Here is a 15,453-nt window from a genome sequence, read left to right on the forward strand (position 1 = left end):
GTGGGAGCTGAGGGGTTCGAACCCCCGACCCTCTGCTTGTAAGGCAGATGCTCTGAACCAGCTGAGCTAAGCTCCCGTTTGGGACTGCAAATGTAGTAGAGAAATCTATTTCTGCAAACAAAAACCTAATAGGAGAAAATATTTTTTATTATTTCTACGAATCCATCTGTTTATCAGCGTTTAACACGCATAAATTTTTCTGCTGACTTTCCCAACCTGTAAGCATGCATGCCATTCATTATCTTGCAGTAATTTCCTAAACCTATGAATCGGCCTGCTGCGTTGTTCTCCTGCCTCCTGGTGCTCTCATTTGTGTTATATTCCTGTTTTCCACAGAAATCATCCGAAGCATCTGATAATTCCAACAAAGACATCCGCAGAAAGTACTACAGCGATGGTACGCTGCACAAAGAAATGGTATATAAGGACGGTAAGCAAAACGGCATGGCCAAAGAATTTTTCCAGTCGGGAAAGCTCTTCCAGGAGGTGCCCTACCAGAATGGCCTGCGCGAGGGTATAGCACGGAGATATTATGAATCCGGAACCCTTAGCCAGGAAACTCCCTACCACAACGACCTTATGCATGGCATACAAAAGAAATACAGGCGTTCGGGCGATTTGATGTGCGAGATTCCGTACTACAAGGGCGAACTGTGTGTAGGCTTGAAAGAATATACTACCGATGGGAAATTAAAGAAGCGCTACCCATCCATTGTGATCACGCCTGTTGACGACATTCTGTTAAATGAGATGTATACCCTGAGGTTGAAGATGTCGGATGGGAGCAAAGGTGTTGAGTATTATGTCGGCAAGTTATCGGAAGGTGGCTATATAGGAAATGATGCGAGGCGTATATGGGAAGTGATAAACGGTGAAGCAGAAGTGAACTACCCGATGCCTCGCGGCACCTTTTTAATGGAAGAAGTAAATATCATTGCCAAGGTAAAGACATCACAGAGTAATTATTTTATTACCGAAGCTAAATTCCATCTTGCCATTGAAAACCGTTAGCATCAATGGATCATCCGCTGGCGTGCAATCAACTCGTAATTATTTGGAGCATATTTCAATCCTGACAATAACAATTGTTTGGCCTTTGCCACCTGGCCTTTGCGATAGTAGTAAACCGCAGCGTTGGAATACGACTGGCCAATCAATTCGCTATTGAGTGTTAGATCAGGATATTGATTGGCGACTGATTCGAACAGTGTTTTATACTTATCGCCTTCTGCTATTTTATTGGTAGCATAACTTGTGTGGAACTGAATAAGGTATGCTGTGGCACGCATGGCATTGAAATGATTATTCGCTCGTAAGCTCGTGAAGCGATTGTTGTAGTCATCCAAAGATTTAATAATATCCTGGTAGTTGCCTTGCGTATTAAACGTTTGTCCCAGCGATGCAATGAAGAGTGATTGCGCATCAACGTCATCAGGTTTCAATGTCAGCGTTTTTTCGAAATAAGGCAGCGCTTCTTTTCCTTTGGCTTGATTATAGAGCTGGCGGCCGCTCTCGTAGTTATATACATACGCCAGATCGTTCTTTAGTTTCTCATTCGTGACGGAGTTTGTGAGTGTGGTATAGTATTGTTCATATTGTTGTTTCTTGCCAGAGCCGGAGAGCAACTCCTGGGTGGTACGCACAAATTCTCCAACGATCATATCAGGTTCCAGTCCAAAATCTTTATAGCGTGCCAGCTTTCCTAATAAAACAGCGTGTGTGGAGTCTTTTGTTTTGTGCGCCTCGAATGCATACGTGCCCAGGTAGTAAAGCAGTTGCGTTACACGCGCGGAAGGATAGAGCATATAGGCTTTCTCCATTTGAATGAATGCTTCTTCCGGTTTCTTGTCTTCGCTCTTGTAGAGCGCATCGTTTACATATTGCAGGCCGGCAAGTTGTTGCAGCGTTACTTCTTTATTCTCGCCAAAGTAATATTTATCGAAAAGCACCTTTACATCCTTCGAAGCATACTCTTGTGCGCTGATCAATTTTTGATCTTTTAACCGCTTCACAAATTCCTGTTTGAACGCATCGCTTATGGTGTAGTATCCTCCCAATGGAGAAGTGGTTTGCAGTACAATGCGCTCGGCATCCGGATAGGCTACCAGGTAAACATGTGTAGGCTCTTCTTTTATGCTATAAGGTATTTGAAGTTTGTCGAATGCCAATGCATACAATGCTGTGGCAGATACACAGTTGAAATTGCCATTGTAGAAAATGTCTTCAAAGTGATTGACAAGCTCATACTTCATCAAGTACTTATTGTGAAAATTTTCATAGAGTGTTTTTACTCTTTTCTCTGTTTTCTTTCCGGCAGTTTCGCTGTCTTGCAGATCGATATAGCTGTAAAATTTCTCCCGATTGCCGGTAATTTTATCAGCTGGTAAAAGACTGCCGTTGGCCATGAACAACGAAAAGAGATCTACATCGCGTTTTTGAAAGCGTTGAAATGTTTCGCGCTCGAAATCAGAATAGAAAGTAAGTTCACGGAAGTGCACAAGTGAATCGGTATACTGTGCATGTGATATAACATGGACCAGGAGACCGATAGCCAGGCAGTAAATTTTCTTCATGACGGCAGATAGGTTAGCGTGCAAAGCTACTAAATTATACCTGTACGCTGAACGGCGAAGTGCGGCTACGAATAAAAAATCCCGGAACATAACATCCCGGGATTTTAGGTATCTCTTTAGATAAACTATGGCGTTGGTGCCTTTTCTGTTCGCAACGAATTGATCCAGGCTGCAATCTTGAGTGCTTCTGTTTTTGGCACTTGTGGCATGGGAGCCATCGGTGTTTCATGTTCTGGCCAGTTCTTAGGCTCCGGGTTGTAGATTAACTGCACAATGCGTTCGTTGCTATACTTGCGTTTGGCAACGTCTGCAAAGGCTGGCCCTACCTGGCGCTTATTTACCTGGTGACAAGCTGTACAGGTGTTCTTTACCAGCAACGGTTCGATCTCGGCATAGCTAGGTGCTTTCTTGCCCGCCGTAGCAGCGTTTGTTTTTGCCGGTGCCGTTTTAGCAGGTACTATCATCGATTTCTTCGTACTCCACTCGCTGGCAGGAAGTTTCTTTCCGTCTGGTATATTATTCAAGGTATAATACGCAGTTGCGTGGAGTACCGGTATATTTCCATCTTTCGAGCGAATACCAGGCACGTTGATCTCGTGCAGATAATATTGGCGGAGGTTATCGATAACCAAGCGTACTTTCAGTCCATCGTTAGAAACTTTTACACCTTTAATGTTGAGCTTCTCATCATTTACCGTAGGGCTTCCATATACGGGATGATATTTATAAATAAAGCTTCTGCCAGCATAAGAAGACAGATCTTCTGCTTTGCCTTTATCTACCGGCATGGTGAATTCAATTTCAAATCCATCGGGCATAGCACGAACTGTTTTCATCTCCAGCGGCACTTTGCCTGTCCACACCAATCGCTGCAAACCGGATGATGTTGTTCCGGCAGACCCCCAACCGCGGTTGGTTTCTCCTACATACATCGATCCATCGTGTCCCCAGTTCATGCGAAGCACACCCGACTGAAAGCCGGAACGAAAGTCGAAGGCTACACCTTGAAATTCACCGTTCACTTTCTCCATCACTACGCGCATCACTTTACTTTGCCCCTGATCGCCCACAAAAATTTGTCCGGCAAAAGGTCCGAAACTGCCGGCTGTTTCATCCCGTATTATTTCGGAATTAGATATACCGAGTATACCATGTGGCAACCAAACGGCAGGCAAGCGCGTTTCCGGAAAATCCTGTTTTATCTGGTATAAGAACTTGGGATTTTTTTCGTCTGCTATATTTTCAGGCTTTACATACTGACCGTTCTTTTCCTCTCTTCTTGGATCAACTTTAGCATAGAGTTGTTCCGTTGTGAGTTTCACAGGTGAGTTAGGAAGATTGGTCCAACGCAATCCCGCAGGGTGTCCGGTAAAGCTTCCTTTCGTTACGTGGAAAATTCCTCCGGAACCCACCCAGTCGCCCTGGTTATCGTCATAGAAAAATTCACCATCAATCATACCTAATCCGCAAGGCGAGCGCATGCCGGTTGCCCATGGCTCCAGTGTTCCATCAGGATGTATCTTCATGGTCCATCCGCGCCACGGTCTGCGGCTTTCACCACGCCACCATTCTTCATCACTAAAGGCTACGTTGCCGGTTACAAAGAAACTTCCATCAGGAGCGATCTTGGGCCCGAAAGAATATTCATGATAGTGACCGGATATAGGCCAGGCATAAATTGTTTCATATACATCGGCTTTGCCATCACCATTGGTGTCCACCAGTTTTGTAAGCTCACCGCGTTGTGCTGCAAAAAGTGCCTGATCTTTATATACCAGGCCAAGCGGTTCGTGCAGTCCGGTGGCAAACAAGGTATAGGTAGGTATACGTCCGTTGTTCATGGCTCCGTTTTCAATTACCCACACATCGCCACGGCGCGTGCTTACGGCAATTCTGCCATCGGGCAGAGTTGCCACACCACCTACTTCCAGCAATACGCCTTCCGGAGCGGGAATGGTGATCATGGTATAATAATCCGCTTCGGCAGGAATTTTACCTTGCGCATTTGCGAGCTCTACACTCATGGTAAGTATAGCAGCCGTCATTAATATCTGAATGAATTTCTTCATGTCTGTTATACTTTTAAATTACCAGATGATTGAGTACTGAACACTGCTTCCGTCTACAGGCACCACCAGCTCTTTCTTTCCGCTTACATCGCGTACGGTGGCGGCTGCTGCTCCCGTCTTGATATAGTATTGCTTATCATCGATAGCATACGATCCGTTGGGGAGCTTCTGGATGGATGTACCCTCAGCAAGTTTATAATAAAGTCCTGCCTTGGAGCCACGATTCTTAATGTTGATCTCGTGTGCAATGCTGCGCGCCTGATCATCGGGAGATACTTTATCTTCCACTTCAAGTCCCTGGTATATATACTTAAATATAGGGTGGCCGGAGGCATCGATGATATATCCTTTTGTGCGGAACTCACCTTCTTTTCCGGTAGCGGGAAAGGCCTCATTTGGTGAAGTAAGAAACGCGAGCGGCTGACTCATAAATAAATATTGTACGGCTCCTCTCGGGCGGAATGATCCATCACCGCGATCGTGCCACATGGGGGTGGCGTCAACAAAGTCTCCGCGCCATACACACGCCAGGTTACCGGCATCGAGGTCGTATACATAGTTGATCTTTTCAGGATCGCCCACGCCAATGGAATGTGTAATGCGCTGATGTTTGTCGCCTTTAAAGTCAACGAACGCACGGAGTAATCTGGGTTCTGCACCGGCCTGAATCAGTATAGGCGAAGTTGGATCATCATCCGGAGGATATGAATTATAGGCATTCAATACTACAGCATAAGAATTTGCTGTGCGTGCCGTGAGGCCCAAACGGGGAGGCATCCACGAAGCTGTTTTGTAATTGGCAATTTCGAACGGATATGAGCCGGCCTTCAGGGTTACCGTTGCGCGCTGTCTTCCGCCACCATCTGGACGCTGTTCATCCACCAGGCGTTGGTTGTTGACAGAGAATGTTATGCCACCGGTATAGCTGAGATCGAAGTAGTACGTGTTATCTTCAGGAACGTTAATCTTGCCGGTATAGATTATACCATACATGTTTTCATCGTCCAGCACCTCGGCTGTTAGCTCAGGCGATGTTCCTGCTTTAACGGGTTTCAGTGTAGCAAAGTCATCTACTTCGCCAAAGGTTCCGTTAAAGGTTTTGTATGCTATATCGCTTACCGATACACCGAGTTCTTTCATCAGCTTATAGCGGATGTTGCGAAATGCTACCGGGCCATGATCGCCTTGTATCATGATCGGGCCGGTAGGCTTCTCGTTGTTTTCCACAGGGCCACCGGTGGGCAGTGGTACTTCTACGTTGTCGTGAATCTTTACTCCGTTCAGCTCAACAGAAACAAAGCGAGCGTTAGCAACTTTTTTGCCGTTGGCATCGAACCGCGGTGCCCGGAATGATATTTTCATTTTTTGCCAGAGGCCGGGTGCTTTTGCCGGGTTGCTCAATGGAGCTTTACCCATATATATTTTGGATGGCTCGTCTTCCCAGTTTCTGTAAATGCCTCCTATATCAGAAAAAGCAGGGTTCTTTACGCCCCAGCTATCGTACAACTGTACTTCATACCGGCCTTGCAAATATAGGCCGGAGTTGGAGCCTTTCGGTAACATTACTTCCAGTTCAAGCTCGATGTCGCCGTGTTCGAACGCCGTGAGAAGATTGTCTTTCTTTGTTTCGTCATTCATGTTCAGCAGCACACCGGTGCCGGCTGTAAAGGTTACAGCCTGTGGTGATGTAGGTGCCGGTTCTACTTTCGATTTCTTTTTTTTCTTTCCTGTCTCTGCGGGCGCAGGTACAGCTTCATGGTGTACATCTACGGTTGGATCCATGGTTACATCTCCTACGATCTGCCAGTTGCCTGCCTGTGATTTAAAGGCCGACATATCTTGCAGCGAAAGAGTTTTCACCGAAGTATCCTGGGCATACACCGTTACGATACTGGTCATGGCTACAAGTGCCATGAGAACTTTCTTATGCATGGGCGTTTGGGTTAAATGATTATGAAGGGGGCGAATATCAGACGATTCAAAGGTTTTCACAAAAGTTTTATTGTTCAGGTGAATGAAAGTTTGATACGAGCGGAGCATTCACTTTATGAAGACAGTGAAGTGGCGCGGTTCCCTGAACCTGCTTCCCGAAATTTTTAAATATTTTTAATTCTGCCTGTATTTCATACATTTTTTTCAATCTGATACAGGAACGTTACTTTTGAAACCTATAATCAAAGTGTATGAGTATTCTCGATAAAATAAAATCACTTTCGCAGGCTTACAGTGAACAGGTTGTGGAGTTTCGCAGATACCTGCATGCCCATCCCGAACTGTCGTATCAGGAATTTAATACCGTAAAGTATGTAGATGAGAGGTTACGTTCGTTTGGTATAACAAACATACAAAGTCTTGCTACTACCGGACTGGTTGCCGAAATAAAAGGGAAGAACCCCGATAAAAAAACAATAGCCTTACGGGCGGATATGGATGCACTGCCTATACTGGAAGCGAACAATGTGCCCTATAAATCTACAAACGAGGGCGTTATGCACGCCTGCGGACACGATGTGCATACATCATCGTTGCTCGGCACGGCCAGGATTTTGCAGGAAGTGAAAGATCAGTTTGAAGGTACCGTACGTTTTCTGTTCCAACCCGGCGAAGAAAAAAATCCCGGAGGTGCATCGTACATGATCCGCGATGGCGCATTGGAAAATCCCAAGCCTTCCGGAATTATAGGGCAGCATGTTTTCCCCTTGCTGCCGGCTGGCAAGATCGGTTTTCGCGAAGGCATGTATATGGCCAGCGCCGATGAAATATACCTGCGGGTAATCGGTAAAGGTGGTCATGGTGCAGCGCCTGACCTCGCGATCGATCCCATTGTTATCGCTTCGCATATTATTATAGCCTTACAGCAGATCATCAGTCGTAATGCAAGTCCTAAACAACCCACGGTATTAACCTTTGGAAATATTATCGGTAAAGGTGCTACCAACATTATACCAGACGAAGTAAATATTGCCGGTACATTCCGGGCGATGAATGAAACCTGGCGTGCTTCCGGTCTGGAGAAGATCAAGAAGATGGCGGAGAGCATTGCAGAAGGTATGGGAGGGCGTTGTGAAGTGGAGATCTCACATGGCTATCCATACCTGGAAAATAACCCCGAGCTAACACGCAGATTACGTCAGGCTGCAGTAGAGTATGTGGGTGCGGAAAATGTATACGATATCGATATCACGCTTGGTGCAGAAGACTTTGCGTACTATTCGCAGATTATACCGGCTTCTTTTTATCGTTTAGGTACAAGCAATGCAGAGAAAGGTATCAAGTCGTATGTGCATACCCCTACATTCGATATAGACGAAGATGCTCTGAAAATCGGGCCCGGGCTTATGGCGTGGATGGCCCTGAAAGAGCTGGAAGTATAGTCTTGTGTTAATAAACTGTATCTGCGACCGAACGTAACGGAATTTTGAGTATATTTTAAAAGTTTAACTATATATTACTACGGTAGAGCCGCGGCTTGTATTAAACCTATGTTAAAAATAGTAATGCGCTGTTCTCCTGTATTATCCTGACGTATCTTTACGTTCATTGCAAGCATTGGAAACCGCGCCACACCCTGATACTGCCAACCACAAAATCTGGAATAACCTCCGGATCGTTCTCTATATTTTAGGTGCCTTAATACTTTTTCTGTTTGCACTCGATCTGCTGGTATCTTCGTTGCAGCACCTGGGGGGCACAGTAGGCGAAACCATATTGCTGGCCACATCAAATCCGTTTGCGGGACTATTTATAGGACTGCTGATAACGGCCATGTTGCAAAGCAGCTCTACCACCACAGCACTTGTAGTGGCATTTGTTGCCTCCGGAGCCATGACGCTCGAGAGCGCTATACCCATTATTATGGGTGCGAACGTGGGCACGACTATCACCAGCATGATTGTGTCGCTCGGGTTTATCAGTCGCAAGAAGGAATTCAGGCGTGCTGTTTCAGCAGGTTCGTATCACGTGTTCTTCAATTTGCTCACGGTGTTTGTGCTCTTCCCGCTGGAGTATTACTATAGCTTTCTTTCTACTATATCTTTTCGCATTGCGCATTATTTTTTCAAGCCTTCTGCCGTAGCGGTAAAAGAAGAGGTATCGCATTCGTGGTCGGGCTTCTCGCCGCTTACCGATTTACTGCATCGCCTTATTCCAAGCCCGTTTGTACTGGCGGTGTTAGCGCTGGCTTTACTCTTCAGCTCAATCCTTATTTTTCGCAAACTTATTTCCGATCTGTTGCGTGCTAAATCTCCGGAAGCATTCAGCCGGTTTTTCTTCAAGAATCAGATCAAATCTTTTTCGTGGGGATTGCTCACTACTGCTGCTATACGCTCGAGCACGATCACTACTTCTGTGGTGGTTCCCATCGTTGCCAACAAAATAGCAACGCTTCGGCAGGCGGCACCTTTCATTATGGGTGCCAATGTGGGTACTACCATTACAGCATTTATAGCAGCTATACTGAATACAAACACAGCCAGTGCCATCAGCATTGCAATAGCGCATTTTCTTTTCAACCTCATTGGTGTAATACTGTTTTTCCCCATACCCGTACTACGCCGATTGCCCATTGAACTCGCCAATGGTTTGGGTAAGATCACACTGCAATACAGGCTTGCCGGATTTCTCTTTTTGCTCCTTACATTTTTCTTTATTCCTTTTTCACTCATCTACTTTAACCAGGATTCTATTCAGACGTATCACCTCACCTACGAGACGCGCGCTGCTGATAATAGTCAATCTTTTTACCGAATAGTAGCCCGCATGGACAAGCGCAAACAGTCAGGGGAATGGTCGCAGTTTCCCGGAGAGTTACCGGTGACAGGCGAGGAACCATCGCTTATATATCCTGTGTCGGTGCAGAACAATACGTTGTTTGTTGGCGAGAAAATGTTTCTGCTCGACAGGCCGGGTTTCTGCTGGGATGGTGAAGATGAAAAGGGACTTTATAATGCCTGCATCGATAAGATTCTGAAACAAATGCAGGTGTCGTCACAGACATTCGATTCGGTGTATATCTGTACTGTAAAATATGCAGCATCCAAAGATTCTGTAACACATCGTTACTACATCAGTGCACCACTCAGGCTTATGCTGCAACACGATGTTTTGCGAAGCGACAGCATAACGATAAACACTGAGAAGGTGGTGAAGTTTGACGTTCAGTAGCATCTTAAAAGTCCAATCTTCTGTCTATATTGCGTTGACTCATTTACGTGTGAACGAAGCATGATCAAGGATTCTGTGTTAAAGTTTTTAAAGCTCGATAGTTTAGTGCACAACCTTACGGGATATGTGGAGACGAAGGTTGAGCTTATGAAGCTGGAGATAAAGGAAGACCTGGCGAAAGGACTCTCTCGCATAGCGGTATTTATAGCAATAGTATTTGCCTTTGTACTGTTTATTCTTTTCTTCAGTGTTGCCCTGGCCTTTAAGATAGGAGAGTCAATCGGTATTTTTGGAGGCTTTGCCGTGATCGCGGCATTCTACTTATTGCTGGCGATCATTACCGTTGCATCGCGTGAAGCGATCTTTAACAAGCTGCAGAAAGAGCTTGGCGATTTAATGAACAAAAAGAAAAAGTAGCATTATGGAATTGCTCGAAACGAATGACTTGAAGGCTGAGCTATTGAAGAAATCAGCGATGCATCGCGAGGAGCTGGAGGAAGAAGTAAAGCTCATCTCCGAACGCACACAAAAAGCATTGACAAACGCATTGATTATAGGCGGTACACTGGCAGCATCCTATTTTATTGCCCGCCAGTTGTCAGGAGGCTCGGGCTCAAAGAAGGAAAAGAAACGCAAAGTAAAAATTGTGCGGGCAGTAGAAGCTGCACCGGAACCGGTGGTGCAGACGGAAGTAGTTGCAGAATCGGAAACGCCCGGTATAGTATCCCACATCGGTACGGCGCTCGCAGGGCAGGCCCTTGCATTTCTGCTGAGTATGGCCAAAGAAAAGCTTTCCGAATACCTGGAGACGAGAACAGAAGCGAAAGAAAAGTAAACATGAGTATTATACAGTCACTGCAGGGCCGGAAGCAAGCGGGAAAGAAATCAGTCGCTGTATTGATTGATCCTGACAAAGTAGAGGAACCTTCCCAGCTAAACCAGCTTATCAACCTGGCCAGTGAAAACTGTGTCGATTTCTTTTTTGTAGGCGGAAGCCTTATTACTACCACTAATCTCTCCGAGATTGTGAAACGCATCAAGCAGAATGTTACTATACCTGTAATTTTGTTTCCGGGTAACTCCATGCAGATCGATTCTTCGGCCGATGCTATATTATTTTTGTCGCTTATATCCGGAAGAAACCCGGAGTTGCTGATCGGTCAGCATGTCATTGCAGCTCCCGTTATCCGCAATACAAAACTCGAAGTCATTCCTACAGGCTATATGCTGATCAATTCAGGGCGCACAACATCCGTAGCCTACATCAGCAACACAACACCTATACCAGACGATAAATATTCACTGGCAGCCTGCACAGCCATGGCGGGTGAGATGCTCGGCTTACAAGCTATATATCTCGATGCGGGGAGTGGCGCAGAAAAAGAGATCAGCCCGCGCATGATCGCGTCTGTCCGCAAAGCGGTAAATGTACCACTCATTGTGGGTGGTGGCATTAACACCAGTATAAAGGCATTCAAAGCACTGGAGGCGGGAGCTGATATGATCGTAGTTGGCAACGCGCTGGAGAAAGACCCGGAGCTGTTAATTGAGATTGCCGATAAGGTATACGAGTGGAACCAGAGCGAAGCACGTAAATAGCTGCAGGCCTCTGGCTACTGGCTGCTGGTTGTGTGAGTGCGAGATGGGTATCTCTTTTTTAAGCCTGTATTTCAATAGCTGTATTTACGCTTTACAGTGATTAAAAAAAATAAAAAAGGCGCTCCGATTGAAGCACCCTTTCTACAAAATTTATAAACCTGATAACTAAACACAATGCTTACGAAACCAGCTCAACGCTGCGTTTGATGAAGTTTGTGAGATCTGCGCCGGTCAGCAGATTCTGCGATAGCAACGCCAGATCATACGCTTGTTTGGCCAGTTTTGTTTTAGCTTCCTCACTTTCTGCCTTCAGAATTTTTTGGGTGATCGGGTGATTGCCATTAACAGACACATTGTAGTTGTCTGGCATAGCGCCCATAAAGGCGTAACCACCGCCACCGGTCTTGGCCATGTCTTTCATGCGGCGCATAAATTCGCTCATCGTCACTATTACCGGCAGATCGCCTGGCGACATTGGCTCTATGGTTACATGGAAGTTCGTATTGTTGATAGCCTTTTCAAATATACCTTTTACCTGTTCCTGTTCTTCGGTGCTGAGCACACTCTCCACTTTTTCACCTTTGTCGATAAGTTTATCGGCAGTTTCACTGTCAACACGCTTCAGTTGAGTTTTCTCAAGCTTTTGTTCCAGGGTATTTATAAAGTGACTGTCCAGCACGCCATCAAGTAACAATACGTCATAAGCCTTGTTCTTGGCACCTTGTATAAAGCTGTCTTGCTTGCCTGGATCAGACGAGTATATATAGACTACATTATCATCCTTGTCAGTCTGGTTAGGTTTAACCTTATCCTTATACTCATTGAATGTAAAGTATTGGCTGTCGACATTCTTGAACAATGTGAAATCTTTAGCCTTATCGTAGAACTTCTCATCGCTGATAATTCCGTACTTCACAAAAATGTTGATGTCATCCCACTTCTTCTCAAAGTCAGCGCGATCTTTCTTGAAGAGCTCCTGCAGTTTATCAGCCACTTTCTTGGTAATGTGCTGGCTGATCTTCTTTACGTTGGCATCGCTTTGCAGATAGCTGCGCGATACATTCAACGGAATATCCGGAGAATCGAGCACACCGTGCAACAACATCAGGAAGTCAGGCACTACATCTTTTACTTCATCGGTAATAAATACCTGGCGAGAGTAAAGCTGAATTTTATTGCGCTGCAGCTCGAAGTCATTTTTTACTTTCGGAAAGTATAGAACCCCCGTCAGCGTAAATGGATAGTCTACGTTGAGGTGTATCCAGAACAGCGGTTCCTCCGAAAATGGATATAGTTCTTTGTAAAATTTCAGGTAATCTTCATCCTTCAGTTCGCTTGGAGATTTGGCCCACAGCGGCTCCGGATTGTTGATGATGTTATCTTTCTTAACGGTTTTGAATTTCGGTTTACCTTCCGCATCCACACCGTCTTCAACGCTTTCGTCTTTTGTTCCGAACTTGATCTCTACGGGAAGGAACTTGCAGTATTTTTCAAGAATACCTTTCAGTCTCCATTCATCCAGAAACTCTTCTGAGTCGCTGTTGATGTGAAGAATTACATCAGTACCGCGTTCTGCACGCGAAGCCGCTGTAAGTTCATATTCTGTTGATCCATCGCATTCCCAGCGGGCAGCTTCATTTTCGCCGGCCTTATACGAACGCGATATAATCTCAACCTTATCAGCCACCATAAAGGCCGAATAGAATCCGAGACCGAATTTACCGATGATGTCTTTGGCATCACCTTTATCTTTAAACTTCTCTACAAACTCAGAGGCTCCCGAGAAAGCTATCTGGTTGATATACTTTTTAACCTCTTCGCCTGTCATGCCTATACCATGGTCACTCACGGTAATGGTCTTTTTATCTTTGTCAAAGCTTACTTCTACAGTAAGGTTGCCGAGCTCACCGTTAAACTCTCCTATAGAGGCAAGTTTCTTTAATTTTTGGGTAGCGTCAACGGCATTGGATACCAGCTCGCGCAGAAATATCTCGTGATCGGAATACAGAAATTTCTTAATGATCGGAAAAATATTCTCGGTGTGAATGGAAATGGTACCTTTTTCACGTGCTTCTACAGTTTCTGCCATAGTTGTCAGTTTTAATCAGGTTTTAAATAAAAAAATCCTCGGAGGCGAGGATTTCAAATGTTATTCCAGAAGAGTGGGCGTGTCAGGATGGCAGAAAATTAACGGAGCCGGTCTGAGTCACGCACAAGCTTCTCATCTTTTTTAATGAACCGGATGGCTGCCCAGTTACAGACTACGGCTACAGCGGGGAGCCACAGACCAAAACCATAGCGCCCACCCTGAAAGGTTTTGATCATGGAAGTTCCAAAATAAACACCGGCACACATTGCTCCAGCAATGATAAGTGAATTAAGGGCGCCCATTTTAATCTGTGCCATGCGGTCGGTAAATTTTCTCACTGCAATAAAAGCCAGCGTTGCACCGGCAATCAACAGAACCGCAGTTATGGAATAAGGAAAATAGGTAGTCGTGCGTACACCGTTTTCAATAACCGTGTAGTGAAGTGCATATAGCTCGTACATCTTGCCCGATGCATCCTGAAAATACCAGATCGGAAAAAAGATTGCCGCCACTAAACTGATAATGACGATTGCCAGAAATACTGTTTGAATTCTTTGCCACATGTGCGGGTTGCGTTAACTTGCTTACTTCGTTGCAAGCGTGCAAAAGTAAAAAGAAAATCGTAACCACCACTTCCTTGTTCTGCCGTGCACCTGTCAATGCGCATAAAGAAATGGATGAAATGGAAAAAGCAACATACACTCTCAGACACATGAAGCCTGTATATATTGTTGATATAGTGCGTACGCCGATTGGAAAATATGGCGGTGCCCTCGCCAGCATAAGACCTGACGATCTCGCAGCACATGCTATTCGAGAACTGCTGAAACGAAATCCATCCATCGATGTAGCGTTGATAGAAGATGTGATTGTAGGAGCCGCCAACCAGGCCGGTGAAGATAACCGCAACGTTGCCCGTATGGCGTTATTGCTGGCAGGTTTGCCGGTTGATATAGGAGGCGTTACCGTTAACCGACTCTGTGCTTCCGGGTTACAGGCGATTATGCAGGCAGCGCAAGGTATCATGACGGGCAATGGAGAAGTATATATAGCGGCCGGTGTCGAGAGCATGACGCGCGCTCCCTTTGTAATGGCCAAAGCGGAAGAATCTTTTACACGGAAACAAGAACTGATCGATACCACTCTCGGATGGCGCTTCATAAACTCCAAGCTCTCGAAACTATATCATCCACACTCCATGGGAGAAACGGCCGAAAATGTAGCAGTGAAATGGGAAGTGTCGCGTGAAGATCAGGATGCTTTTGCATTCCGGTCGCAGCAGCGATACCAGCGCGCACACGAAGCAGGTAGATTTAAAGAAGAGATCGTGCCGGTACCGGTTCCTAAATCGCGCGATGAATTTTTTCTGTTTGAGAAAGACGAACATCCGCGCCTTACTTCAATCGAAAAGCTGGCAACGCTGAAACCTGCTTTCCAGGAAAACGGCACTGTTACCGCGGGAAATTCATCGGGTATAAATGATGGCGCCGCTGCCAGTATACTGGTATCAGAAGATATACTTCAAAAATTCAATCTCACACCTATAGCACGCGTGGTATCCATGGCGATAGCAGGTGTCGATCCGGCCTATATGGGCGTAGGCCCAGTACCGGCAACACAAAAAGCATTGAAACGTGCCGGACTAAAAATCAACGACATTGGACTAACCGAACTCAACGAAGCCTTTGCCTCTCAATCTTTAGCCTGCATACGCGATCTTGATCTTGATCCTGAAACAGTAAACGTCAACGGTGGTGCTATTGCCATCGGTCACCCCCTCGGTTGCAGCGGCGTTCGCATCAGCGCCACCCTCCTCCACGAAATGAAAAAACAAAACATCCGCTATGGCCTTGCCACCATGTGCATAGGAGTAGGGCAGGGAGCGGCAGTGATTTATGAGAAAGTTTAAGAAGTAAGAAGTAAGAAGTAAGAAGTAAGAAGTAAGAAGTAAGAAGTAAGA

General features: G+C 45.6%; 12 protein-coding genes and 1 tRNA gene. 7 read left to right on the top strand and 6 right to left on the bottom strand.

Going from position 1 to position 15,453, the window contains the following annotated elements:
• Window position 1 precedes the first annotated feature (1 nt).
• Window positions 2–76 (bottom strand) — tRNA-Val (locus tag V7Q33_RS21665).
• A 188-nt stretch (window positions 77–264) separates the two neighbouring features.
• Between V7Q33_RS21665 and V7Q33_RS21670 the strand changes: the two genes are divergently transcribed.
• The gene (locus tag V7Q33_RS21670) at window positions 265–1,011 is read left to right on the top strand and encodes a toxin-antitoxin system YwqK family antitoxin (RefSeq protein WP_333821240.1); all 747 of its coding nucleotides are present in this window, start codon (window positions 265–267) and stop codon (window positions 1,009–1,011) included.
• Between the two features lie 2 nt (window positions 1,012–1,013).
• Here V7Q33_RS21670 and V7Q33_RS21675 read toward each other — a convergent pair whose 3' ends face one another.
• The 3 genes from V7Q33_RS21675 to V7Q33_RS21685 form a co-directional block, all read right to left on the bottom strand.
• Window positions 1,014–2,573 (bottom strand): hypothetical protein, encoded by a 1,560-nt coding sequence (locus V7Q33_RS21675; protein WP_333821241.1) that lies wholly within the window; start codon window positions 2,571–2,573, stop codon window positions 1,014–1,016.
• Between the two features lie 125 nt (window positions 2,574–2,698).
• Window positions 2,699–4,642, bottom strand: a complete 1,944-nt coding sequence (locus V7Q33_RS21680) for a DUF7133 domain-containing protein (RefSeq protein ID WP_333821242.1) — start codon at window positions 4,640–4,642, stop codon at window positions 2,699–2,701.
• A gap of 18 nt (window positions 4,643–4,660) precedes the next feature.
• On the bottom strand, window positions 4,661–6,574 hold the full coding sequence (locus V7Q33_RS21685; RefSeq protein ID WP_333821243.1) for a family 16 glycoside hydrolase: 1,914 nt from the start codon (window positions 6,572–6,574) through the stop codon (window positions 4,661–4,663).
• Between the two features lie 251 nt (window positions 6,575–6,825).
• Between V7Q33_RS21685 and V7Q33_RS21690 the strand changes: the two genes are divergently transcribed.
• The 5 genes from V7Q33_RS21690 to V7Q33_RS21710 all read left to right on the top strand — a co-directional run bounded on the left by V7Q33_RS21690 (window position 6,826) and on the right by V7Q33_RS21710 (window position 11,404).
• A complete protein-coding gene (locus tag V7Q33_RS21690; protein WP_333821244.1) occupies window positions 6,826–8,016 on the top strand; it encodes a M20 metallopeptidase family protein in 1,191 nt (396 codons plus the stop codon).
• Between the two features lie 166 nt (window positions 8,017–8,182).
• The gene (locus V7Q33_RS21695) at window positions 8,183–9,805 is read left to right on the top strand and encodes a Na/Pi symporter (RefSeq protein WP_331977779.1); all 1,623 of its coding nucleotides are present in this window, start codon (window positions 8,183–8,185) and stop codon (window positions 9,803–9,805) included.
• A 60-nt stretch (window positions 9,806–9,865) separates the two neighbouring features.
• Window positions 9,866–10,222 (top strand): phage holin family protein, encoded by a 357-nt coding sequence (locus V7Q33_RS21700; RefSeq protein ID WP_331977777.1) that lies wholly within the window; start codon window positions 9,866–9,868, stop codon window positions 10,220–10,222.
• 4 nt (window positions 10,223–10,226) lie between these two features.
• Window positions 10,227–10,640: a hypothetical protein gene (locus V7Q33_RS21705; RefSeq protein WP_331977775.1), complete on the top strand. Its 414-nt coding sequence runs from the start codon at window positions 10,227–10,229 to the stop codon at window positions 10,638–10,640.
• A gap of 2 nt (window positions 10,641–10,642) precedes the next feature.
• Window positions 10,643–11,404 carry a geranylgeranylglyceryl/heptaprenylglyceryl phosphate synthase gene (locus V7Q33_RS21710; RefSeq protein ID WP_331977773.1) on the top strand — a complete coding sequence of 254 codons (762 nt, stop codon included), beginning with the start codon at window positions 10,643–10,645 and terminating at the stop codon, window positions 11,402–11,404.
• A 178-nt stretch (window positions 11,405–11,582) separates the two neighbouring features.
• On the opposite strand, the gene htpG is transcribed toward V7Q33_RS21710, so the two are convergent.
• Together htpG and V7Q33_RS21720 are read right to left on the bottom strand one after the other, a co-directional pair.
• Window positions 11,583–13,493: a molecular chaperone HtpG gene (htpG, locus tag V7Q33_RS21715; protein ID WP_333821245.1), complete on the bottom strand. Its 1,911-nt coding sequence runs from the start codon at window positions 13,491–13,493 to the stop codon at window positions 11,583–11,585.
• 98 nt (window positions 13,494–13,591) lie between these two features.
• On the bottom strand, window positions 13,592–14,056 hold the full coding sequence (locus V7Q33_RS21720; protein WP_331977769.1) for a DUF4293 domain-containing protein: 465 nt from the start codon (window positions 14,054–14,056) through the stop codon (window positions 13,592–13,594).
• 149 nt (window positions 14,057–14,205) lie between these two features.
• Here V7Q33_RS21720 and V7Q33_RS21725 point away from each other — a divergent pair, with 149 nt between their 5' ends.
• Entirely contained in the window at window positions 14,206–15,402 is a 1,197-nt protein-coding gene (locus V7Q33_RS21725; RefSeq protein WP_333821246.1) for a thiolase family protein, read from the top strand.
• Window positions 15,403–15,453: the final 51 nt, after the last annotated feature.

Origin of the sequence: Ohtaekwangia sp. (assembly GCF_036786105.1) — a bacterium.
Lineage (GTDB): Bacteria > Bacteroidota > Bacteroidia > Cytophagales > Cyclobacteriaceae > Ohtaekwangia.